Source organism: Marinomonas sp. 15G6-16 (genome assembly GCF_055809555.1).
This window is the reverse complement of record NZ_CM147916.1, coordinates 2344566-2369050: the sequence shown is the minus strand read 5'-3', so window position 1 is coordinate 2369050 and position 24485 is coordinate 2344566. Positions and strand designations below refer to the sequence as shown.

16 protein-coding genes are annotated in these 24485 nt (G+C 43.5%); 9 read left to right on the top strand and 7 right to left on the bottom strand.

The genetic code is table 11. The features are described from left to right. Nucleotides 1–45: 45 nt before the first annotated feature. Complete coding sequence (gene rlmE / locus AC0L46_RS11325) at nucleotides 46–636, bottom strand: 23S rRNA (uridine(2552)-2'-O)-methyltransferase RlmE (RefSeq protein ID WP_473507134.1); 591 nt, start codon at nucleotides 634–636, stop codon at nucleotides 46–48. A gap of 129 nt (nucleotides 637–765) precedes the next feature. On the opposite strand from rlmE, the gene AC0L46_RS11320 reads away from it, so the two are divergent. Further along, on the top strand, nucleotides 766–1068 hold the full coding sequence (locus AC0L46_RS11320) for a YhbY family RNA-binding protein (protein ID WP_317002816.1): 303 nt from the start codon (nucleotides 766–768) through the stop codon (nucleotides 1066–1068). Nucleotides 1069–1170: 102 nt separating this feature from the next. Further along, nucleotides 1171–2010: a hypothetical protein gene (locus AC0L46_RS11315; RefSeq protein ID WP_473503687.1), complete on the top strand. Its 840-nt coding sequence runs from the start codon at nucleotides 1171–1173 to the stop codon at nucleotides 2008–2010. Between the two features lie 94 nt (nucleotides 2011–2104). On the opposite strand, the gene erpA is transcribed toward AC0L46_RS11315, so the two are convergent. Further along, nucleotides 2105–2452 carry an iron-sulfur cluster insertion protein ErpA gene (gene erpA, locus AC0L46_RS11310; RefSeq protein WP_317002814.1) on the bottom strand — a complete coding sequence of 116 codons (348 nt, stop codon included), beginning with the start codon at nucleotides 2450–2452 and terminating at the stop codon, nucleotides 2105–2107. A 70-nt stretch (nucleotides 2453–2522) separates the two neighbouring features. Next, the gene (locus tag AC0L46_RS11305) at nucleotides 2523–4130 is read right to left on the bottom strand and encodes a peptide chain release factor 3 (protein WP_473503685.1); all 1608 of its coding nucleotides are present in this window, start codon (nucleotides 4128–4130) and stop codon (nucleotides 2523–2525) included. 243 nt (nucleotides 4131–4373) lie between these two features. On the opposite strand from AC0L46_RS11305, the gene AC0L46_RS11300 reads away from it, so the two are divergent. Further along, nucleotides 4374–6347, top strand: a complete 1974-nt coding sequence (locus tag AC0L46_RS11300; protein ID WP_473503683.1) for a bifunctional diguanylate cyclase/phosphodiesterase — start codon at nucleotides 4374–4376, stop codon at nucleotides 6345–6347. Nucleotides 6348–6431: 84 nt separating this feature from the next. On the opposite strand, the gene AC0L46_RS11295 is transcribed toward AC0L46_RS11300, so the two are convergent. The 4 genes from AC0L46_RS11295 to AC0L46_RS11280 form a co-directional block, all read right to left on the bottom strand. After that, entirely contained in the window at nucleotides 6432–9569 is a 3138-nt protein-coding gene (locus tag AC0L46_RS11295; RefSeq protein WP_473503681.1) for an efflux RND transporter permease subunit, read from the bottom strand. A gap of 11 nt (nucleotides 9570–9580) precedes the next feature. After that, nucleotides 9581–10768 carry an efflux RND transporter periplasmic adaptor subunit gene (locus AC0L46_RS11290; RefSeq protein ID WP_473503679.1) on the bottom strand — a complete coding sequence of 396 codons (1188 nt, stop codon included), beginning with the start codon at nucleotides 10766–10768 and terminating at the stop codon, nucleotides 9581–9583. Nucleotides 10769–11034: 266 nt separating this feature from the next. After that, complete coding sequence (locus AC0L46_RS11285; protein ID WP_473503677.1) at nucleotides 11035–11916, bottom strand: DMT family transporter; 882 nt, start codon at nucleotides 11914–11916, stop codon at nucleotides 11035–11037. A gap of 315 nt (nucleotides 11917–12231) precedes the next feature. Then, the gene (locus AC0L46_RS11280) at nucleotides 12232–13422 is read right to left on the bottom strand and encodes an FAD-dependent monooxygenase (protein WP_473503675.1); all 1191 of its coding nucleotides are present in this window, start codon (nucleotides 13420–13422) and stop codon (nucleotides 12232–12234) included. 338 nt (nucleotides 13423–13760) lie between these two features. Between AC0L46_RS11280 and AC0L46_RS11275 the strand changes: the two genes are divergently transcribed. From AC0L46_RS11275 to AC0L46_RS11250, 6 genes are all read left to right on the top strand, one after another. Continuing rightward, complete coding sequence (locus tag AC0L46_RS11275; protein WP_414680622.1) at nucleotides 13761–15215, top strand: circularly permuted type 2 ATP-grasp protein; 1455 nt, start codon at nucleotides 13761–13763, stop codon at nucleotides 15213–15215. Nucleotides 15216–15217: 2 nt separating this feature from the next. Beyond that, complete coding sequence (locus AC0L46_RS11270) at nucleotides 15218–16162, top strand: alpha-E domain-containing protein (RefSeq protein WP_473503673.1); 945 nt, start codon at nucleotides 15218–15220, stop codon at nucleotides 16160–16162. After that, nucleotides 16159–19518: a transglutaminase family protein gene (locus AC0L46_RS11265; protein ID WP_473503671.1), complete on the top strand. Its 3360-nt coding sequence runs from the start codon at nucleotides 16159–16161 to the stop codon at nucleotides 19516–19518. The genes AC0L46_RS11270 and AC0L46_RS11265 overlap by 4 nt, the downstream gene beginning before the upstream one ends. A 27-nt stretch (nucleotides 19519–19545) precedes the next feature. Next, on the top strand, nucleotides 19546–22125 hold the full coding sequence (locus AC0L46_RS11260) for a circularly permuted type 2 ATP-grasp protein (RefSeq protein WP_473503669.1): 2580 nt from the start codon (nucleotides 19546–19548) through the stop codon (nucleotides 22123–22125). Then, nucleotides 22122–23003, top strand: a complete 882-nt coding sequence (locus AC0L46_RS11255) for a transglutaminase family protein (protein ID WP_473503667.1) — start codon at nucleotides 22122–22124, stop codon at nucleotides 23001–23003. Before AC0L46_RS11260 ends, AC0L46_RS11255 begins: the two co-directional genes overlap by 4 nt. Nucleotides 23004–23102: 99 nt before the next feature. After that, on the top strand, nucleotides 23103–24482 hold the full coding sequence (locus tag AC0L46_RS11250; protein ID WP_473503665.1) for a DEAD/DEAH box helicase: 1380 nt from the start codon (nucleotides 23103–23105) through the stop codon (nucleotides 24480–24482). Nucleotides 24483–24485 lie beyond the last annotated feature (3 nt).

Here is a 24485-nt window from a genome sequence, read left to right as displayed (position 1 = left end):
CGGTTATTTTTAATGTATCTGACAATAGTATCAGAACATGTTCGATTAACCTTTATATTGTCTTCCTAATAAATAAACTTCGCGACTTCTCGCTCGCGATGCATCTGGTTTCCGTGTTACCACAGACGAAAATTGAGCCCGCATGGCTTTGAGGTATTCTTCAAACCCCTCACCCTGAAACACTTTAACCAAAAAGTTTCCACCTGGACGTAGCACTTGAGCCGCCATATCCAAAGCAAGCTCTACAAGATACATAGCCTGCGGCTGATCTGAAGAACTGTTACCACTCATATTGGGGGCCATATCTGAAATTACAAGATCTGCTTTTTCATCACCCATTTCAGCCAAGATGGCTTCGTAAACTTCTTGCTCGGTAAAATCCCCCTGAACAAACGTCACACCAGGCAGTGGCGCCATTTCCAAAATATCAGACGCAATAATCGTACCCTTGTCTCCCACAAGCTTAGCTGCAATTTGAGACCAACCTCCTGGAGCTGCTCCTAAATCTACCACACGCATTGCGGGTCGAAACAGCTTATCCTTATCGTTAATTTCTATCAGCTTATAGCTTGCTCTAGAACGATAACCATCTTGCTGGGATTTTTTGACATAAGGATCATCAAAATGTTCCTTCATCCAACTATTACTACTTTTTGATCTTGCCACGTTTTCATCATACCTAAATCAGTCTATATTCCGCTATAATATCGCTTAACCTCTAAAGCCTCCAATAAAGAGGGTCAACTAATATGAGAAAATTTTACTATGAGCATTACAAACGCCCAAAAAAAGCAATATCGTCTAATCGGACACGCCCTTAACCCAGTCGTCATGATAGCGGGCAACGGCTTAACTGAAACAGTATTAACAGAAGTAGACCGCGCTCTTGAAGATCATGAGCTTATCAAAGTACGCATTAGCATTGCGGATCGTGACGTACGCACTGCATTAATCGCTGAAATCAGCAAAATAATGAAATGTGAAACCGTTCAAACGATTGGCAAAGTCGCACTTTTTTATCGCGCAGCCCTAGAGCCAAATCCAAAGCTATCTAACTTACTACGTTAATTACGGCATAAGAGATGGTCTTTTTGCTCAAAAAAAACGACTATCTCTAAACTCCTCTAGATTTCGGCCGATACCTTTGACAGCTATCACAGGAGCCGGACCATGTTATTTATAGAGGCAATTAATAAAGCCAACCCTCAATCGAGTGGAAAAAAGCTGATCAGTAGGGAAAGAAAACGCCCTACCATCAGCCATAAAGACTCTGTTGATTTGAGTTCAGCAGGCAATCAAGTTAAAGAAATACATCTTGATAGTCATGAAAAAACTCAACTAACCGCCTCTGCAAGTGTGTTTGCTAATCTTATCGAACATGTTTTGAGCCATACAATGGGCACAAAGCTACACCTACACTCACCAGAAGAACTTTCTTTAGATTCAAAAGACTGGAAACTTTTTTTACAGGTACCACCGGTAAGAGCAGAAAATACGCAAAGAACCGCTGGCTACATCGAACCAGAAATACATAAGCAGCCACCAGCCAAACAGTTAATTTTCCATATTCCAGTAAAGCCTGCTTATGGCGTACCAATTGAGATGACATTATTAATGTCTCCTCACCATGGCTCACCAGAAACACACAGCTTATTCCATACAATGCCAAAAGAGAGTTGGTTACCAGTACTAAACACGCCTTATTCACCTGATTTCTTATCGCAGCAACTGACTCATTATCATATTTTGCTCGATCAAGATGGCGAGCCTGACCAACTATCACCTCTGTATTCACATATAAACCAGAGCAAAATCTCTGCAAACCAAGACCCGTCCAACACCTCGGGTTTAAGAATTTGGCGTGCAAAAAATAACATCTTAACGCCTGTTGCATTAGGAGACAAAGAGATCGGCCTACTCTTTGTTGCCCATTACAAACCACTAGATAGCAGTACCATGAGCAGCGATGAAAGATACCTCCAAGCCAGTAACATCTACACAAAGGCCTAACTTATTAGCAATTGAGGTAGCCAAAAAATGAAAAAGCCCTTTGCATAAGCAAAGGGCTTTTTCACATTAAACAAGAGAAAGTCAGATAGAAATACTAAATACTGAAACTCGCACCACAACCGCAAGTTGATGTGGCATTTGGGTTTTGCACTGTAAATCGAGAGCCTTCTAAATTTTCTTTATAGTCCACTTCCGAACCAACTAGGTATTGAAAACTCAGAGGATCAACCACCAAGCTAACGCCATCGCGTTTCACTTCCGTATCGTCTTCTTGATACTCTTCATCGAAAGTAAAACCATATTGAAAGCCAGAACACCCGCCACCAGTCACATATACACGCAACTTAAGACGGTCGTTTTCTTCTTCCTCAACCAAAGATTTCAACTTCGCAGCCGCCGCCTCTGTAAACTCAATAGGATCTACTGATTCAACACTACTCATTTTGACACCATAATAACTATTTTGAATGACCGAATTATCTTCTTAACCAAGTATTTTAGTCAAGTATTAATCAATGTTCACGAGTAGAGCGGAATCGAACATCAGGCCATTTTTCTTCAGCCATCATTAAGTTCACTCGTGTTGGCGCCAAGTAAGTTAAATGACCGCCACCATCAATCGCTAAATTATCACGACACTTATTCTTAAACTCTTCGAACTTCTTCGGATCATCACATTCAACCCAGCGAGCCGTATTAACATTCACGGCTTCGTAAATACATTCCACCTTATATTCATCTTTTAGGCGGTAAGCAACTACTTCATATTGCAATTGACCAACCGCCCCAACAATAAGTTCATTGTTACGTTGTGGCATAAACAATTGAGTAGAACCTTCTTCAGAAAGCTGCTGTAAACCTTTTTGAAGCGCTTTCATCTTCATCGGATCTTTCAGTCGTACACGACGGAAAAGTTCAGGAGCAAAGTGAGGAATACCCGTAAATTTCAGATCTTCACCTTCCGTAAAGGTGTCACCAATCTGAATTGTACCGTGGTTATGCAAACCTATAATATCGCCCGAAAATGCCTCTTCAACGCCGTCTCGATCACCAGCGGTAAAAGACACCGCATCAGTCACCTTAATGTCTTTGCCCAAGCGACAATGGCGCATTTTCATTCCGCGACTGTAAGTACCAGAACACACACGCATAAAGGCAATACGATCTCGGTGCTTTGGATCCATATTGGCTTGAATTTTGAAGATAAAACCTGAGAATTTTTCCTCTAATGCAGAAACCTCACGTGAATTGGTTTCACGAGCAACTGGTGATGGCGCCCACTCAACAAATCCATCCAACATTTCACGAACACCAAAGTTAGACAAGGCCGTACCAAAGAACACAGGCGTCAATTCTCCTGCTAGATAAGCATCGAGTTCAAACTCGTGGCTCGCACCACGAACAAGCTCGATTTCTTCCATGTAAGCTTCCCAATCATCACCAAGCAGTTCTTTCGCTTCATCAGACTCCAAGCCTTCAATACGAATATCATCCATCAAGGTGTGACCGCGACCGCGTACAAAAACATGAATCGTATCTGTGTAAAGGTTATAAACCCCTTTAAAGAAATCACTCATACCAATCGGCCAAGTAATCGGCGCGGCAGCAATTTTCAATACATCTTCCACTTCATCTAACAGTTCAATCGGATCACGAATATCTCGGTCCATTTTGTTGATGAAGGTAAGAATTGGCGTATCACGAAGACGACAAACATCCATTAACTTAATGGTTCGATCCTCGACACCTTTTGCGCCGTCAATCACCATCAACACTGAGTCAACCGCGGTTAAAGTACGATACGTATCTTCCGAGAAATCTTCGTGTCCAGGAGTATCAAGTAGGTTCACCATGCGGTCTTTATAAGGAAACTGCATCACAGAAGAGGTAATCGAGATACCACGCTGCTTCTCCATCGCCATCCAGTCAGATGTCGCATGTTTGTCGCCTTTGCGCCCTTTCACCGAACCTGCAGTTTGAATCAACTGACCAAGCAACAAAAGCTTCTCAGTAATGGTGGTTTTACCCGCATCAGGGTGGGAAATAATCGCAAAGGTGCGGCGCTGCTCGACTTGATCGATAAACTCTTGGGACATGATAAATGGTCTTCTACTGTGCATAAGACGCACCCTAAAAAAGGGTACGTAAAAGTGAGGTTAAAATAATTGGCGCTATTTTCGCTGATTTTCCACTTATACACAATCAATGCAGGCCAGAAAGCATACACAGACACACTTTAAGCAAACCATGTAGATACAAACAAACACTAAAAAGTAAACAAAAGATCAAAAATCATCTACCAATATAAAAAAATCCCTTTATGATGGAATTATAAACACCGCGACGGACCAAGGTTTTTTTATATGCTGAATACCACCAGCCTAAGCTGGAAAACAATATTTCTATCGACATGTTTTTTAGCGACGACAACTTCTTCTTTTTTGATTTTTATTAATCTGCTACTACCAATAGACAGCCACTTACTTCTGAATATCTTCCTCACACTTTTCACCTCCATTATTGGCATTAGCTATTTAATCGCAATCATAAAAAAGCAGTCTAACAAGCACTCAGAAATTACTGCGCAAGTCGCAACAATAACCCGATTAAAAGAAGAGTCTGATAAAAACAACGCTAACTTAGAGCATGCTTTAGAAATTTCTGAAGAAGGTTTGTGGAAGTGGAACCCTCAAACAGACGAGGTACTTCACAATAAACAATGGACTCTTATTTGTGGCACAGGAAAAGAGCAACAAACATTCGAAGACTTTGATAACTGCGTCTTCCCAGAAGACAAAGAAAAAGTTTACAAGGAAATTGAAAAACTCCTCCAACACAATATCCCCTTTAACCTCGAATACAGATTAAAACATCCCGATGGAAAAATAATTTGGGTTTGGGATAGAGCAAGTATCACCGAATATGACGAAGAAAATAATCCAGTTTGGATTGTAGGCCTCAGCCTAGATATTACAGCGAAGAAACAAAACCAAGAAATGGTTTCTAAACTTGCTTACTATGATCAATTAACTGGGCTTGCGAACCGCATTTATTTTGAAAACGCTTTAGCAAATACAGCAACACCAATCCAACAAAACAATCATTATAGTGCCCTTCTCTTTTTAGATTTAGATCGATTCAAGCTATTAAATGACAGCTATGGCCATCACATGGGCGATAAGCTTTTAGAGGAGATAGCACATAGACTAACCGTCAACAAACAGCCGAACACCACTGTATCACGGTTTGGTGGCGATGAATTTGCCGTTCTTTTCCCCGCCCTCAATACAGACCAAGCGACGACATCCAATCTAGCGAAAGACTACGCGAATCAGCTAATACAAAACCTTTCCGCACCTATGGAATTAAAAAGCGATGTGCAAGACATTCAAATAAAATACGCCATCACAACCAGTATCGGTGGAATTGTCTTTAAGTCTAATGAGCTACCGACTGAAAAGTTATTGCAGCTAGCCGATATCGCCTTGTATCGAGCAAAAGCTCATGGTGGCAACTCCGCAGTCATTTTCGACAATAATATGACAGATGATCTCCAATACACTGTCGAGTTACAAAAAAGCCTACACCAATCCGTTCTTAATCAAGATTTCTGTATCTATCTACAACCCAAGTATTCGGTTCACCATAAAATCATCGGAGCAGAAGCTCTGGTTCGTTGGGAGCACCCAGAATTAGGCATACTCGCACCCGCTGCTTTTATGGAAATGGCAGAAGAAAGCAATATGATTTTGCCTATTGGAAAGCTCGTATTAGAGCAGGCCTGCCAGCAATTAAAAGAGTGGCAGTCTTCGCCAGAAACAGAACATCTAGAGATATCTGTAAATTTAAGTGCAAAACAAATTTGGCAAGACTCCTTCGTAGAAGACTTTATACAGGTTATAGAGTCTCATGCCATCAACCAAACAAAATTGATTTTAGAAGTGACAGAGTCCGTCCTCATCCGCGATATCAACGATGCAACTGAGAAACTAAATCAACTTAAAGAATATGGTCTATCCATTTCATTAGATGACTTCGGCACTGGCTTTTCTTCCTTAAGCTACCTTAGATCTCTCCCTATCGATGAAATCAAAATTGACAGATCTTTCATACAAGACATGAACACAGATCCGCAAGCTTACATCATGCTGAAATCCATTATAGGACTCGCCAGCAACTTCAATCTCAAAGTCGTATCAGAAGGGGTGGAAGAGAAAGAACAACTAGAACAGTTAAAAGCACTTGGTATATTAATATTCCAAGGGTTTTACTTCAGTAAACCCATTAACAAGAAACAACTGGCTGTGCTACTTCAGCAAAACATCAACGAAGTATAATCAAGCCATTCCACGACACTTACATAAAAAAAGGAGCCAGACCGACAAGGTCTAGGCTCCTTTTTAACATCTAACTAAACAGGTTTAGTCGTGTTTAGTTTCTATTACCTCTGCTCCCTCAACCTCTTTACGCTTAGGAAATAAACGGCGAACCGCGACAAAGAACAAAGGCACAAAGAAGATTGCTAATAAAGTAGCGGTCAAAGTACCACCCACAATACCAGAACCAATTGAGATTCGGCTATTTGCACCTGCGCCAGAAGACAGAGCCAAAGGCAATGTACCTACAATGAACGCCATCGAAGTCATAATGATTGGACGCAAACGCAAGCGTGCTGCTTCCACTGCCGCATCCCACGCACTCGCTCCTTTACTGTAAGCCGCTTCAGCAAACTCAACAATAAGAATGGCGTTCTTCGAGGACAAACCGATCGTCGTCAATAAGGCTACCTGAAAGTAAATATCGTTCTCCAATCCTCGAAGATGCGCTGCAGCCGCAGCACCGATCACACCCAGCGGAATAACCAAAATCACAGAGAACGGAACCGTCCAACTTTCATATAAAGCAGCAAGACACAGGAAGACAACCAGAATGGAAATCGTGTACAAAATCTGTGTTTGACCACTAGATAATCGCTCTTGGTAAGACAAACCACTCCAAGCACCAGACGATCCTGCAGGCATAGCATCTGACAAACGCTGGATTTCATCCATTGCAACACCCGAGCTCACACCATCCGCGCCAGCACCTTCAATCTGATAGGAAGCTGAACCATTGAATCGGCTTAAACTTTTTGGTCCGTAAGTCCATTCACTTGTCGCAAAAGCAGACATAGGTGTCATGGTATTGTCAGCACCTCGGATATACCAATGCTGCAAGTCTTCAGGAGAAGAGCGATATTTCGCATCACCTTGAATATAAACCGTCTTAACGCGACCACGATCAATAAAGTCATTCACATAACTACTCGCCCAAGCACTGCTCAAAGTAGACGTTATGTCAGACATAGATAAGCCCAAAGCAGACGCTTTTTCTTGGTCAATGTCTATGTGAAGCTGTGGTGCTTCAGTGATACTACCCAAACGTACACCAGACAATAAAGGACTCGTGCGGGCATCAACCAACAACTGATCACGCATTTCTTTTAAGGTTTCACGATCGGTATTACCAGAAGCTAACAACTGGAATGTGAAGCCATTAGTTTGACCTAATCCGCGAATAGAAGGTGGAATCAAAGAGAAAATCTGAGCATCTCGGATACTAGCAAAAGCACCATAAGAGCGGCCAACAATGGCGCCAGCACTTTGTTGAGGCTCGGTTCGAAGATCCCAATCTTTTAAGGCCACAAACGCCAAACCAGCATTTTGTCCAGTACCCATAAAGTTAAAACCAGACACTGTAAACAAGTTACTTACGTTATCTTTTTCTGCCACTAAGAAATGATCTTCTACTTTTCTCATAACTTCGTTCGTACGAGCAAGAGACGCACCTTCAGGCAGAGACACCATCACAATCACTCGACCTTGGTCTTCCGTAGGCAGGAAGCCTGTTGGCAAGTTCGTCATCAAATAACTTAATGCCCCAACAATAATCCCGTACCCAAGAAACCAACGGATTGGTTGTCTAATCAAGCGAGAAACACGATTCGAGTAAGAATCCGTTGCACGGTCGAAGTTTCGGTTAAACCAACCAGACAAACCTTTCTTAGACGCTTCGTGATTCGGCTTTAATAAAGTCGCACACAAAGCTGGCGTTAATGTCAGCGCAACAATGACTGAAAGTGTCATTGCCGCAACAATAGTCACAGAGAATTGGCGATAAATCACACCGGCAGAACCACTAAAGAAAGCCATAGGTAAAAATACCGCAGACAAAACGACCGCAATACCAATCAAGGCACTGGTAATTTCCTTCATGGATTTTTTCGTTGCTTCTTTGGGAGACAGATTTTCTTCCGCCATTACCCGCTCGACGTTTTCCACCACAACGATGGCATCGTCCACCAGCAGGCCAATGGACAATACAATACCAAACATGGTTAAGGTATTAATCGAGAAACCGAATACATCTAAAACACCAAAAACACCTAACAAAACCACAGGAACAGCGATTGCAGGAATCAAGGTCGCGCGCCAGTTTTGAAGGAAAATAAACATAACAATGACCACCAAAGCGATGGCTTCAAATAATGTTTTTACCACCTCTTCAATGGAGATTTTAATGAACGAAGTGTTATCTACTGGATAAGCTAATTTATAACCATCTGGAAAATCAGCTTGCATCTGTGAAAGAACAGCTTTAACGCCTTCCGAAGTAGACAAAGCATTCGCCCCTGAAGACAGCATCACAGCAAGGCCAGAAGCAGGATGGCCATTTAAGCGACCAATGTTGTCATAAGACTCACTGCCAATCTCAACCTTTGCTACATCACTCAAGCGCACTGTCGCACCACTGTCGTCATATGCCAATATGATGTTTTCAAACTCTTCCACTGTTTGCAGCTTGGATTGCGCTGTCACAGTAGCGTTCAACTCTTGGCCATTGATAACAGGATAAGAACCAATACTACCTGCAGCTACTTGAGTATTCTGAGAACTGATAGCTGAAGAGATATCCGATGGCATCAAGTTGTATGAAGCAAGCTTCAGAGGGTCCATCCAGACTCTCATGGAATATTCAGAACCAAAGACACGTATGCTACCAACACCGTCTACACGGGCGACAGCGTCTTCAATGCTTGATGTTAAAAAGTCAGAAATATCGTAAGCAGAATCCGTGTCGGTTTCGTCGTAAATAGCCGCCACCAAAAGAAAGTCGGAATTCGACTTAGTCACAGTTACACCGCTGTTCTGCACGGACTCTGGCAAGCTAGATGTCACTTGCTGGATTTTATTCTGCACCTGTACTTGAGCAATATCCGCATCCGTACCTTGTTCAAAGGTCACAGTAATGCTTGAGCTACCCGCCGATGTACTGGAAGAAGAAAAGTACAACAAGCCATCTAAGCCGGTTAGCTGTTGTTCTAAAATTTGCGTCACACTGTTTTCAACCGTCTCTGCCGAAGCACCAGTATAGTTAGCAGAAATACTCACCGAAGGCGGCGCAACATCAGGATACTGAGAAATCGGCAAGGTCGTTATCGAACCTAAACCGGCCAGCATGATGGCGATGGAAATAACCCACGCAAAAACGGGTCGATTAATAAAAAACTGAGCTAGCATTGCAACACTCCTTAGTTTGCAGACGCTGTAGCGTCAGTTTTATCTGAGAACGAGCCAGTTGCCGAATCAAATATTACTTCAACAGGATTCACTTCACTGCCTGTTCTCACCTTCGTACTGCCTTGAACAATGACTTTATCGTTAGCACTCACACCAGAAGTCACAAGCCATTGATTATCAATTGCTCGGTTAATTTCCAGCATGTGCTTTTCTACGACATTACTTGAGTTCACAACGTAGGCATAAGGTTTTCCTTTAACGTCTCTAGACACACCTTTTTGTGGGATCAATAAACCATTGCTGTCTGTCGCTTCATGGATTTCACCACGTACAAACATACCAGGTAACAATAGATTGTCTGGATTTGGAAACTCAGCTCGCAACGTAACACTACCTGTAGACTCATCAACGCTCACTTCACGAGCTTTCAGCTCGCCGTCGTACATGTAAGTCGTGCCATCTTCTAAAGTAAGCGACACTTTATCGCTACCGATTTCAAACTGGCTTTCAGTGTGCAACAAAGAACGCTGCTTCAACTGATCCAAACTACTTTGTGATAAATCCACATAAATAGGGTCAAGTGAACGAACGGTTGTCAGAGCCGTTGTCTGGCTCGCAGTTACCAAAGCCCCCACCGTCACTTCAGAAATCCCGATGCGACCATCAATTGGAGAGGTAATCTTAGTGTGCTCTAAGTTGATCTTAGCGCTCTCAAGTGCTGCTTCTGCTTTCTTTTGGCTCGCAACTGCTTCAAGGTAAGCAACATGAGCATCATCACTGTCAGACTGAGAAACGTTATTTTGCTTACGCAACTGCGCATAACGTTCGTCTGTTTGCTTTGCAGAAACCAAAGTCGCGTTCGCAGACTCTAAGTCCGCTTGCGCTTGCTTATAAGAAGACACATAAGTGGAATCATCAATTAAATAAAGGACATCGCCAGCACTCACTTGCTGACCTTCATCAAACAATCTCTGCTTAACCAAACCGCCTACTTGAGGGCGAATTTCAGCGGTTAAACTTGCTGTTGTTCTGCCTGGTAGTTCAGCTTTCAACTCAACACGTTGTGGTTCAATCACTACAACCCCAACTTCAACCTTTGGAGCTGCCTGAGCCGCAGGAGCTGTCTTTACTTCTTCTTGACACCCCGCTAAAAGCGCTAACAGTAGAAAACCCGAAGCGTATTTTGATTTTGTGAGCATTGATTTGAGTTCCTTTTAAATTAAAAAATCGTTGGCATAACTATAATGTATAGTCATACCCATAATGTAGGATGAAACGTGTAAATGAATGTAAATCGACCACTTGACTGCATTTAATATGATTTAAGTTTTTTGCATGATTAATGCCACTGAATAACAAAACGCCAAACTTCCCTTTTTATTCCATTATTCAACCACAAATAATCTCGCAATATAAACAGACTTTAATTAACTCAGGAGAAATACACTCTTTTTAATATAAGGCATTAATGTTTCTTAAATATCCCTTTTATTTGTGACCAACGGCTTACCAACATGGCAACAAATATTAAAAAGCACCCGAATACCTGACCGAATGTCATTACTTCATCAAACCAAAGCACAGCAAAAATCGCAGCCCAAACAGGTTCCAAATTCATAATGACGGCGCCGTGACTTACGGGTGTCAAACTCAAACCATAAGTCTGTAATAAATAACGCAAACTTGTTGCAATTAATGTACTGGCGAAAAACCATCCAACAACTTCTAGCTCAACACTCTGAGGTAGGCTCTCTGTCAAAAATGATACGCAAAGCAACAGAACGCCCGCTGCACTTAATTGAATACTGGTCAGCACCAAAACATGCATACGAACGAGAAAGCGTGACAGTAAATTTAATTGAAAAGCGATACCAATTGCCGTTCCAAGGAAATACAAATGCGCCACTTCAAAACTCAAACCATTGCTTAGCGCTAAAAACGCCAACCCAACAACAGCCACTGGTAAAGCAACCCAAATACTCAAAGGGGGACGAACACCAAATACTAAACGACCGATAATCGGCACAAACACTACGCCAAGACAGGTAATAAAAGCCCCAACGCCAAGGTTCGTTCCTTTATCCAAACCTGTTATCCAGCTCATCATTGCAACGCCCATCACAGCACCGATCATAATCGCTTGCTTGACGTCTCCCCACTGAATAACACGAAAGTATTTCTGCCCAACAAGAAACAGAACAAAACCCGCTATCAGAAAACGAGCACCCATAAAAAACAAAGGTGGCAATCCTGCTAACGCCTCTTTGGAAAAAATCCATCCAAAAGCAGCCAAAACCGTCACTAAAACCAATATCCATTCAGCTTTAAAACCAGAATCTTGTCTCACTCTAATTCCTTAGTAATCAATAACGCTCTGAGGTAAAAGCCGGTGAGTTTAACAATAAGAAGAGAAATAAAAACAGGAAAGAAAAAGAAAGCGAATAAAAAGCCCACTCAGCTTCTCACATTCAAGATATGAAGGTTTCAATACTCTGATTTAAATTGCCTTTGCCCAACAGAATAGCCAAAGCAATGGCTGGCAAAATCACAACAGGAGCAGAAATTTGATAGAAGGCAAAAGGAAATTTAGAAGCCGTAAAGTTTGAGGTTTCCAGATTATTTTAAAAGAAAAATTAGATCAAATAGTAATAAACATGTTTTTTTATAACTGATTAACATCATAACCATAAACGGGATCTAACTTTGACTGAATGAGGTCTGGTGCAAATTGAGAAGCGGCTTTTAACGCCTTAAGTTTCATTTTCCCAACAAGTCCACCGTGCATGTGATACAAGCCCGCATTGGCTTTGGACATTTTTTGAATCTTAGTCGCTCGTGGTTTACGGATTTTCTCATACTCGATCAATGCATCAGAAAGCCTGTGGTCTGCAACACATTTCGCCAGAACGTAAGCATCTTCAATTGCCATAGCAGCCCCTTGCGCCATAAAAGGCAACATGGGGTGGCAAGCATCTCCGAGTAATACAACGCGCCCTTGATGCCAAGTAGGCAGCTCATCTCGACCATTTAATGCCCATAAAAAGCTATTGCTTGCTGCAGACAAGATCTCTGTCACTTCAGGATGCCAATCAGAAAAACTTTGCCTAAGCTCTGCGACATTTCCCTCTTCGCGCCATGATTCAGAAGTCCAATCATCACGCTCTTCTACCGCGACAAAATTCACATATTCACCACCACGCAAATAATAGCTAACGAAGTGGCGATTAGGACCAACCCAAACACACGCATCAGGCTGGACTTTCACCTTTAATTTACTGACCGGAACAATCCCGCGCCACGCGACTTGCCCCATGAAAGTCGCTTTTTCATGACCTAACATTTGTTCTCGTACGGTGGAGTGAATCCCGTCTGCGCCTACCAATAAATCCGCAGCCAACGTACGACCATCATCTAAAGTAGCCTGAACGCTCTTTTCTGCTGTCTCAGCGTAATGAGTCATATTGGCACTCAAGATGAACTCAACACCTGCTGCCTTACAACCATTTACCAACACACGATGTAAGTCTGCTCTATGCAAATGCCAATAAGGCGCACCATAACGATGAATGGCCTGATCTGCTAAAGAAACTTTTAGATAGTAATCACCCGTTTTATAGTCACGCATTGAAGCATGCTGTGGCGTAAAGGCATATTGACTCAATTCGGTTTCCAACCCCAAGTGTCGCAATACTTTTAACGCATTTGGGCTTATCTGTAATCCAGCTCCCACCTCGCCAAAGCACTCAGCCTGTTCCAAAACCGTGACCTGAACATTCTGCTTCGCAAACGCTAATGCAGCGCTTAAGCCACCGATTCCAGCACCGACGATTATAATGCGACTAACTTGGCTCACTTATCTTTCCTCTCTTAGTACGCGATAACAGCATCAACTGAACAAACGCACCATGATAATGAATTTACTTCGCTGTAAAACAGACCTAGATCATGAAACGAAAAACCATTTTTCGCCATTATACAGACAAACAGTATGGCGCGATCCTTGCTTTGAATATTGTTAATAATGCATCGTCATTATGTTAATTGAATAAAAGCGATACTTTGACCATCCTTGGTCTAACCTTGTACAGCAAAGACGTCTCCCAAAGATGGGGCGGGCGCACAAAAAAAGTACACCGACATGTGCAAAATTAAAGCACACGCCTCCAGGATAATGTAGAGAACGAGGTATACATGGAAACACTAACAAGCCAATACCAATCATCAGATTTTTTTGATGAATTAATTGATAAAGATGGAACACCAAGATCACCAGCAAAACAACTTTTAGGCTATTTAGACAGCTTATCTGAAGAAGAACTAGAAAAGAGGCGAACAACAGCCGAAGCCACCATACAAGAAATGGGCATTAGCTTCACGGTATACACAGAAGAAGGCAACATTGATAGAGCATGGCCCTTTGATATTGTCCCCCGAACCATAAAAGCATCAGACTGGAAAATAGCAGAAGCGGGACTAAAACAACGTCTCAAAGCACTCAACCTCTTCATCGACGATCTCTACCACGACCAAAACGTCATCAAAGACGGCATCATCCCAGAACACATCATCAAAGACTCCAAAAACTTCAGACCAGAATGTGTCGGCGTATCACCTGCTTACGGTGTTTGGGCGCATATTTGTGGCACTGATTTAGTTCGCGATGAAAATGGTGATTTCTTTGTTTTAGAAGACAACCTACGCGTCCCATCTGGTGTATCTTACATGCTAGAAAACCGTGCCATCACTAAACGTGTATTACCGGAATTATTCGAGAACGAATCCATACTACCGGTCGACTCATACACCTCTCAATTATTTGATACCTTGGTGTCTTTGTCCCCTAGAGACATTGAGAATCCAGAAATCGTGGTTTTAACACCCGGCATATATAACTCAGCCTATTTCGAACACGCCTTTCTTGCTCAGCAAATGGGGGCAGAATTGGTGGAAGGTAGCGACTTATTTGTCGACAGCGATGACTGTGTTTACATGAAAACCATTGATGGCCCAGAACGTGTCGATGTAATTTACCGTCGTATCGACGACCTCTTCATTGACCCTGAAGCCTTCGATCCAGAATCTGTTTTGGGTGTCGCTGGGCTCATGCGCGCATGGCGTAAAGGCAATGTGGCTCTTGCCAATGCACCCGGTGCGGGCGTAGCCGATGACAAGGTTGTCTATGCTTATGTTCCAGAGATTATTCGTTACTATCTAAACGAAGAACCAATTCTGAAAAACGTTGAAACCTTCCTGTGCGATGATCCAGAACAACGTGCTTATGTGTTGGAAAATCTGGATAAATTAGTAGTAAAACCTGCGAATGAATCTGGTGGTTACGGCATGCTAGTTGGCCCACACTCAACGAAAAAAGAGCAAGCATTATTTGCAGATTTGATCACCAAGCATCCAAGAAATTACATAGCTCAGCCAACGCTCAAACTATCAACGTCTCCCACGCTAATCTCCAAAGGAACATTAGAACCTCGCCATTTGGATTTGCGTCCGTTCATTTTGCAAGCCAAAGACTCTTATGTCACAACGGGTGGCTTGACTCGCGTCGCAATGAAAAAAGGTTCCTTGGTCGTTAATTCGTCACAAGGTGGTGGTAGTAAAGACACTTGGATCGTTGACACTAAGGGGGAATAATTATGTTATCTAGAGTTGCAGAGCGTTTATATTGGAGCGCAAGATACTTAGAGCGCGTTGAAAACACCGCCCGTTTAGTCAGCGTTTATGATGACTTACTGTTCGACCTACCAAACGACATCAATATGTCTTGGTACAACCTGATTGAAATTCTCAGTGGCGAAGACACCTTTGAACAGCGCTACAAGGTAAAAGACGAGCGCAATGTCGTGAAATTTTTGCTCGCTGATGACACCAATCCAAGTTCTATTTTATCTTCTCTCAAAATGGTGCGCGAGAACATCCGAACCACTCGCGACGTGGTGCCTAAAGAAACCTGGGAGTTAATTAACGAACTAGACTTATACGCTCAGAAAAATATTAAACAAGGCATTAACCGTTCAGAGCGCCACCTTTTCTTGAACACCATCATTGAAGGTTGTCAAAAAATCATTGGCCTTTTTGCTGGCGCGATGAGCCGAGATTCTGGCTGGCATTTCTTGATCATGGGGCGCTATTTGGAACGCGCAGATATGGGAACTCGTATTCTAGATGCTGCCGTTTCCTTAATGCTGCAATCAGACCAAGAAGCCAGAATTCAACTTGGCCAAGTAACTTGGTCGAAAGTCCTCAAATCTCAAAGTGCTTACTTTGATTACCGTCGCACAGTCAGAACCTCAATCAACGGCGCAAAAGCCACAACCTTTTTGATGAACGACCCATGCTTTCCACGAAGCTTGGATTATTGCTTCGGCCAAATCAGTGAAGCGGCAAAAAAACTGCCTCGTTCCGCACTAATAGTTGCTCAAGCAAATAAAATTTTTGAATTTAAATACCCACTTTCAAGTTCGGAAGATCTAAACGAAGACTTTCACAACCACCTTAACGAATTACAAATTGCCATTATTGAAATTAACCATAAAATCACAGAAAACTGGTTTCAATTTAGGCAGGGAGACGCTGCATGACCATTAGAGTCGCAATACAGCACAAAACCACTTACGAGTTTGACCGCTTTATTAATGTCGCCCCTCATGTTTTAAGACTACGACCTGCGGCACATTCTCGTACCAAAATTCACGATTATTCTTTAAAAGTTTTACCGGAAAAGCACTTTATCAATGTGCAACAAGACCCTTTTGGAAACTTTCAAACACGCTTAGTGTTTCCTGAAAAGACCAATAAGCTTGAATTCATCGTAGAAGTAATCGCCGACATGACGGTGATCAACCCATTTGACTTCTTTGTGGAAAGCTACGCAGAAGAATTCCCTTTTGCGTACGATAAAGCCCTTAAGAAAGAATTAGAGCCTTATTTAAAAGTCACAGAGTCTTGCCCATTATTGGACAAATGGCTATCAACCGTTGACCGCAAAAACACACCCGTAAATGACTTTTTAGTTGCCATCAATAGTCGATTAGCGAGCGACATAGGTTACGGAATTCGTTTAGAGCCAGGTGTCCAAACTTGTGAAGAAACACTGACACTGAAAAAAGGATCTTGCCGCGACACGTCTTGGTTATTGGTTCAAATTCTTCGTAGCCTTGGTTTCGCTGCTCGTTTTGCATCGGGTTATTTGGTGCAACTGACAGCCGATGTGAAAGCCCTCGACGGCCCTTCTGGACCAGAAGAGGATTTCACTGACTTACACGCTTGGTGTGAAGTTTTCTTACCTGGCGCAGGCTGGGTTGGGTTAGACCCAACTTCTGGCTTGTTCGCAGGTGAAGGTCACATTCCTTTAGCTTGTACTCCTGAACCAGCCTCCGCGGCGCCAATCACAGGCTTCATCGATGAATGTGAATGTGAATTCAGCTACAGCAACACAGTTACTCGCATACACGAAGACCCTCGCGTTACAAAACCTTATGCAGAAGGTGAATGGGAAACCATCAAAGCACTTGGGTTCGCTGTTGATGAAGAGCTTGAAAAAGGCGATGTTCGTCTGACTATGGGTGGCGAGCCGACTTTCGTCTCCATTGACGACATGGATTCCGAACAATGGAATACAGGTGCGTTGGGCGCAGATAAGCTCAAACTTGCGAAAGACTTGCTTCTGAAAATGAAACAAGAATTTGGCGCAAATGGCCTGCTTCATTATGGACAAGGTAAATGGTATCCAGGTGAGGAAATTCCTCGCTGGGCGCTAGGATGTTTCTGGCGAACGGACGGTGTTGCTCTTTGGAATGATCCAAAATATCTGGCTCGTGTTGATACTAATTATAAACACACCATCAAAGACGCAGAAGCCTTTGGTACAGCCTTGTGTGAGCAGCTTAACCTAGACAAAAAGTACCTTCAGAGCACTTACGAAGATACCTTGTACTATTTATGGTTAGAGCAGTCTTTGCCTGCGGATGCAGACCCAACCAAAGCGGATCTAAAAGACGACTTAGAACGCCGCCGCTTGGCGAAATTGTTGAACCGTGGATTAAGCCAAACCACAGGTTATTTGTTGCCGTTGGAGTTTAATACCATCACAAACAGTTGGGATAGCTCACTTTGGCCAATGCGAAGTGATGTGATTACTCTCATCCCTGGCGACAGCCCAATGGGTTATCGCTTACCACTTAATTCTTTGCCCGCTGTAGCGGAAGAAGACAGAATTCCAGATAGAGACCCTTTTGATCCGCGACAGCCGTTGGCGAATAAAAAAGAATCACCTTCACTCAGCAATTCAGCCAAACCAAATGCAGCGAAAGTGACTCCGAAAACATCTACTAAGCAAGAAAAAGTGCTTAAAAATGTTATTCGAACCTCTTTGTGTATCGAACCTCGCGATGGTCGTTTGCATATCTTTATGCCACCTATGACACACTTAGAACACTTTGTGTCTTTGCTAGAATACATGGAGCAAGTGGCGAAGGAATTAGAACTTCCGATCGTGATTGAAGGTTATGAACCACCGAAAGATCCACGTTTGCAAAAGTTCCTAATCACTCCAGATCCAGGTGTTATTGAAGTGAACATTCATCCTGCATCAAGCTGGAAGGAATTGGTTCACAATACGGAAACCCTCTACCATCAAGCCTACTTGTCTCGCCTCGGCGCAGAAAAATTCATGCTAGATGGTCGTCACACAGGCACCGGTGGCGGTAATCACGTCACATTAGGTGGTCGTACTCCTGCGGACAGCCCACTATTACGTCGCCCAGAATTATTGCAAAGCTTAGTGACATTCTGGCAGCATCACCCTGGTTTGTCGTACCTATTCTCTGGCATGTTCATTGGCCCTACTAGCCAAGCACCTCGCCCAGATGAAGGCCGAGACGAAGCTCTGTATGAAATGGAAATCGCCTTCCAAAACATGCCAGAAGGCTTAGTGGATGAACCTTGGTTAGCCGATCGACTGATGCGCAATTTATTAGTCGATATTACAGGTAACACGCACCGTTCAGAGTTTTGTATCGATAAACTTTATGCGGCAGGCAGTGCAAGCGGCCGACAAGGCTTATTGGAGTTTCGTGGTTTTGAAATGCCGCCACATCCTCATATGTCTTTGGTGCAAATGCTGTTACTACGTTGCTTGGTTGCTCGCTTCTGGAAGAAACCATACAAAAAGCCACTTGTTCGCTGGGGAACCAGCCTGCATGACAAATTCATGATGCCGCACTTTGTTTGGCAAGACGTGAAAGAAGTGGTCGAAGATTTACAACATCATGGCTTCCCATTCAAATTGGAATGGCTTGCGCCTTTTGAAGAGTTCCGTTTCCCTCATTATGGCCGTAAGAAAATCGACGACATGGAGATCGAATTACGCTGGGCAATCGAGCCTTGGCACGTTCTTGGTGAAGAAGTCACCGGATCAGGTACAGCCCGTTATGTGGACTCTTCTGTCGAGCGATTACAAGTCAAACTGTCTGGCTTAACAGACAGCCGATATGTCTTAAGTTGTAACGGCCGCAGAGTACCCATTCGCTCAACTGGTCGTAAAGGTGAGTATGTTGGTGCAGTTCGCTATAAAGCATGGGCGCCGCCTTCTGCTTTACACCCAACTCTTGGTATGGACACTCCTTTGGTATTTGACCTTATTGATACATGGAATGGCTTATCAGTAGGCGGTTGCACTTATCATGTGTCTCACCCTGGTGGCCGGACTTACGACAATGTTCCAGTGAACAGCAATGAAGCCGAAGCACGACGTGTGAATCGTTTCTGGGATCATGGCTTCACTCAAGGCGCTTTGTCACCACCGCCAGCATTTAGTGCTTTGCGCGCTTTTTATCCTAATGAAGAGGCGCCTCGACCAATGTCGCCACCTGCGGAAGAACCAATGAATGAATATCCGCATACATTAGACCTAAGGAAGCAGTATAATGTTCTCTAATATTTAATTTTTAGGCTCAAGAACATTATGCAACTTCAAACAGGTAACTTTATAACGTCGGTGATAGATGAAAAGCCGACGTTATCTTCCGCCTATGACTCTCCACTTAATGCTTATGATGAAGCCTTCATGAGCGACCGCCAGCCTCGTAAACATTGGGAGCCAATGTTACGAGGTATGAGCAATCTTACCAATGAAGAAATGCTCGACAGACAAAGACGCGCCCAACGAATTCTTCGCGAAGACGGTGCAACATATAACTTAAACAGTGACCCTCTTACTCCCAGCGTTTGGTCATTGGATCTTATCCCGAATATTATTCCAACCGATGAATGGCTAGCGATTGAACAAGGTCTAGCGCAAAGATCGACCCTTTTTGATCTCATTTTAAAAGACCTTTATGGTCCACAAGAACTATTAAGAAACGGTATTATTCCTTCTGAAATTATTTTCAGTCACCCTGGATTTTTACGTCAATGCCACGGTGTTACCGTACCTGGCGCTCACCAATTGCTCTTACATGCAGTGGATTTAGTTCGTGATTCGTCTGGACAATTTCAAGTGATTGGTGACCGAACACAAGCTCCAAGCGGCGCAGGCTATGCCTTAGAAAATCGCACTGTTGTCTCTCGTGTGATTCCGAACAGCTTCCGTGACAGCCAAGTTCGACGCTTAGCCAGCTTCTTCCAGTCCTTCAAAAACATGCTTTCCACTCTGGCCTGTGAATGGACAGACACACCACGTATCGTCATGCTGACGCCCGGCGCTTTTAGCAGCACCTATTTCGAACAAGCTTATTTATCTAACTATTTGGGTTTTCCTTTAGTTCAAGGCAGTGACTTAACCGTGCGAAACGGCGCAGTTTGGATGAAATCGCTCAATGGCTTAGCACGAGTCGATGTGATTTTACGTCGCGTGGAAGACTCCTATTGTGACCAAGCCGAACTGAAAGTAGATTCATTTTTAGGCGTGCCAGGTTTATTAGAAGTGGTTCGTGCAGGTAATGTTGTGCTTGCAAATCCATTAGGCAGTGGCATTTTAGAAGCGCCAGCTCTGGTCAAATTTTTACCTGCTATTAGTGAATTCTTAATGGGCGAACAACTAACGCTGCCATCGGTTGCCTCTTGGTGGTGTGGCGACAAAGCTGATTTGGCTTATGTTATTGAAAACATTAGCAATCTAATTATTAAACCAGCAAGTCGACAACATAATAGCTGCAGTATTTACGGCCACACACTGACCGCTGAACAAAAACAAAGCGCTATTGAGAAAATTAAAAAACAGCCTCACCTTTATGTCGCACAAAGCTATATTCCAGGGTCAATGACGCCAGTCTGGTTAGACGGAAAAATGCAAGCTCGACCAAGTTTGCTTCGTGCTTTTACTGTGGCGAACTCAAAAGATTACACCGTTATGCCTGGTGGTTTATCACGCGCAGGCGAATCGGACAAAGAAGCGATTGTTTCCAATATCACTCACTCAAAAAGCAAAGACACTTGGATTCTAGCTGCGGAGCCAGAGCAGCCAACGAAAAACAACAGCGAACAAATTCTTCTACAAGACGAAGCTTTACAAGCGAACTTGCCAAGCCGAGTTGTGGAAAATCTATTTTGGATGGGCCGCTACGCTGAGCGTGCCGAAATTGGCATGCGCTTACTTCGCACCATATTCAAACAAATGAACGGCGTAGACCCTTTACCAGAAGAAAGTAAGCGCACATTGCTTGAAATGGCATCAATCCAAACTGGCTGTTTACCAGGTTTTGTAGAAGCCGATGAAGCTTTATTAGCCAACCCAGAAGAAGAGCTGGTTTCGCTTATTACTGACGCCAGCAGAGCCGGTTCCATCAAGGCAAACTTGCAAGCAATGCTCAGTTGTAGTGAACAAGCAAAAGAGATGCTCTCTGCCGATACTCGTATTATTATCAACGAGTTACGTGACCATATTCATGAATTGGATCGGGCTTACACTAATGGTTTGCCTTCCGCGCCAGAAGAGTCTCTTGATAGCTTAGTCACATCGTTACTGGCTCTATCGGGCCTTAACCACGAAAGTATGTTGCGCGGGCTAGACTGGACATTCCAAGAAATTGGTCGTCGTACTGAGCGAGCTTTGCAAACGGCCACCTTGCTTCGTTCAGCACTCACCAAGCCTTTACCTGATGTACCTCAGCAACAAATTCTGGAGTCTGTTTTATTAAGCGTTGAGGCCTTAATTTCTTTCCGCCGTCGCTATCGCAACCGAGCGCGCGTCGCTTATGGCTTAGATTTATTAATGATCGACGGCACCAACCCTCGTTCTCTGCTTTATCAAGTGGAGCAATTACGCCGTTACATCAAAGAGTTACCAAGAAATAAGACAACAACAGCCGGACTCAGCCCAGAAAATAAAATCATCATAAAATGTCTGAATGACATTCAATTGGCTGACTTGGAAGAACTGGCAACAATCGACGAGGCAACGCAAAGCCGTCATGCTCTTGAAGAATTGATGACTGAATTACTCGAACAGTTAGAGCAATTCACTGTTTTAATCAGCGATAAATACTTTGACCACACAGCGGGACCTCAACCTCTGATGAAAGCCATTGGGGAAAATAATTTATGAGATATCGTGTCCGACACATAACGGAATATACCTACGGCGCACCTGTCAGCCTATGCTATAACATGGCGCATCTACTGCCGAGAGACACTCGTAATCAGCGCTGTATTAATCAAAAGATTCAGATTAATCCACCACCGATTTATAAAAGCGAAGGAGAAGATTACTTCGGCAACCAGACCTTTTATTTTTCAATCCAAGAGGCGCATAAGAAACTCGTCATCGATGTTTCAACTGATTTTGAAATCGTTCCGACAGACACTTATAAGAAACAAACGCTCCACGCGATGACTTGTGGTGAATTGCGTAATCTTTTAAATGCGCCAGACACACCAGAATTACGCATGGCAAAAGAGTATCTATTAGACTCTCCTCAAATACGCAGCTCAAATGAATTGAAAGCGTACGCTGAAAGCACTTTTAGTGATGATAAACCTGTTCTAGAAGCCGCGCTTAATTTTACTCACAAGATCTTTACTGAATTCAAATTTGACCCAAACACCACCACGGTTGCGACTCCATTAGAACAAGTTCTGAAACAGCGTAGCGGGGTTTGTCAGGATTTCGCTCATTTGGCGATAGGCTGTTTACGCTCTGTCGGTCTTCCAGCAAGATACATGAGTGGCTATTTAGAAACCTTGCCACCACCGGGACAAGAAAAACTGGTTGGCGTCGATGCTTCCCACGCTTGGTTTGCTATCTTTATTCCTAATATTGGCTGGGTCGAATTTGATCCAACCAACGATCTAATGCCAAGTGATCAACACATTGTAACGGCGTGGGGACGAGATTATTCGGATGTCACTCCACTTCAAGGTGTCATTTTTGAAGGTGGTGGATCTCAGCAGCTGGCGGTTTCTGTCGATGTAAAAAGACTTTAGCTTAATAGCATGTACAGCAGATATAGGTTAAGCTTCGCGCAATTATGGGAGAGCTGGTTATCAGTTCTCCCCCGCCTTTGATAAAACACGAGAACATCTATGAGTTTCAACAAACTTGGGCTTTCTGCCTCTATTTTAAAAGCCATTGAAGACCAAGGCTACACCAAGCCATCGGCAATCCAAGAACAGGCAATACCCGCCATTCTTGAAGGCAAAGATGTCATGGCTGCAGCTCAAACAGGTACAGGCAAAACAGCAGGATTCACACTGCCATTACTGGAACGTTTGAGTCATGGAGAAAACGCTCAAAATAACCAAGTACGTGCATTAGTACTGACGCCAACCCGTGAGTTGGCAGCTCAAGTTGCAGAAAGTGTAAAAAATTACGGCCAACACCTGTCTCTCAAATCTACCGTAGTTTTTGGCGGCGTTAAAATTAACCCTCAAATGATGGCTCTTCGCCGTGGCGCAGATATATTAATCGCAACGCCTGGCCGAATGATGGATTTATACAACCAAAAAGCTGTTCGCTTCGATAAGCTAGAAGTGCTTGTATTAGATGAAGCCGACCGCATGCTGGATATGGGTTTTATCCACGATATTAAAAAGATCTTGGCGATTTTGCCTAAGAAACGTCAGAACCTATTATTCTCTGCAACTTTCTCTCCTGAAATTCGCCAACTGGCAAAAGGCCTAGTGAATAATCCGGTAGAAATCTCTGTCACGCCACGTAATGCCACTGCCGTTTCTGTAGAGCAATGGTTACATCCTGTTGATAAAAAGCGTAAAACCGAACTACTGATTAAACTCATCAAAGACGGTAAATGGGATCAAGCATTGGTTTTCTCTCGCACGAAACACGGTGCGAATAAAATCACCAAATTACTGGAAGAAGCAGGCATTCGCGCCAGCGCCATCCATGGCAACAAAAGCCAAGGAGCACGTACTCGCGCATTGGCGGACTTTAAAGATGGGCGCATTCGAATTCTTGTCGCGACAGACATTGCTGCCCGTGGCCTAGACATTGAACAGTTACCTCACGTAGTCAACTTCGACCTTCCTGATGTGGCAGAAGATTATGTCCACCGTATTGGTCGTACAGGCCGTGCTGGCGCAACAGGTAAAGCGATTTCATTGGTTGCAGCTGACGAACTAGATCAATTGCGTGCGATTGAGCGTTTAACTCAGAAACTAATTGAGCGTCGTTATGACGATGACTTCATGCCAACGCACATGCTGCCAGACACAACATTGGATACACGTCCTATAAAGCCTAAGAAGCCGAAAAAACCAAAAGCACCTCGTGATCAAAATGGCGGAGCAAGAAATACAAACAGCCCAAAAAAAGGCAATGCGCCCAAATCCGGTAATCGTCGTCCAACAGCACCAAAAGCCGACGTGACACCTGGTCAAGGCTTGCGCAGCAAGCCTCTTGCGCCTGCTCGAAAAAATCGCCGACCGGCTCAAGATCAAAACTAAGTT

Bases quoted from the DNA above. Each gene is read 5' to 3' on its own strand.
- rlmE (WP_473507134.1), bottom strand. From the start codon at position 636: ATGAAGGAACATTTTGATGATCCTTATGTCAAAAAATCCCAGCAAGAT.
- AC0L46_RS11320 (WP_317002816.1), top strand. From the start codon at position 766: ATGAGCATTACAAACGCCCAAAAAAAGCAATATCGTCTAATCGGACAC.
- AC0L46_RS11315 (WP_473503687.1), top strand. From the start codon at position 1,171: ATGTTATTTATAGAGGCAATTAATAAAGCCAACCCTCAATCGAGTGGA.
- erpA (WP_317002814.1), bottom strand. From the start codon at position 2,452: ATGAGTAGTGTTGAATCAGTAGATCCTATTGAGTTTACAGAGGCGGCG.
- AC0L46_RS11305 (WP_473503685.1), bottom strand. From the start codon at position 4,130: ATGCACAGTAGAAGACCATTTATCATGTCCCAAGAGTTTATCGATCAA.
- AC0L46_RS11300 (WP_473503683.1), top strand. From the start codon at position 4,374: ATGCTGAATACCACCAGCCTAAGCTGGAAAACAATATTTCTATCGACA.
- AC0L46_RS11295 (WP_473503681.1), bottom strand. From the start codon at position 9,569: ATGCTAGCTCAGTTTTTTATTAATCGACCCGTTTTTGCGTGGGTTATT.
- AC0L46_RS11290 (WP_473503679.1), bottom strand. From the start codon at position 10,768: ATGCTCACAAAATCAAAATACGCTTCGGGTTTTCTACTGTTAGCGCTT.
- AC0L46_RS11275 (WP_414680622.1), top strand. From the start codon at position 13,761: ATGGAAACACTAACAAGCCAATACCAATCATCAGATTTTTTTGATGAA.
- AC0L46_RS11270 (WP_473503673.1), top strand. From the start codon at position 15,218: ATGTTATCTAGAGTTGCAGAGCGTTTATATTGGAGCGCAAGATACTTA.
- AC0L46_RS11265 (WP_473503671.1), top strand. From the start codon at position 16,159: ATGACCATTAGAGTCGCAATACAGCACAAAACCACTTACGAGTTTGAC.
- AC0L46_RS11260 (WP_473503669.1), top strand. From the start codon at position 19,546: ATGCAACTTCAAACAGGTAACTTTATAACGTCGGTGATAGATGAAAAG.
- AC0L46_RS11255 (WP_473503667.1), top strand. From the start codon at position 22,122: ATGAGATATCGTGTCCGACACATAACGGAATATACCTACGGCGCACCT.
- AC0L46_RS11250 (WP_473503665.1), top strand. From the start codon at position 23,103: ATGAGTTTCAACAAACTTGGGCTTTCTGCCTCTATTTTAAAAGCCATT.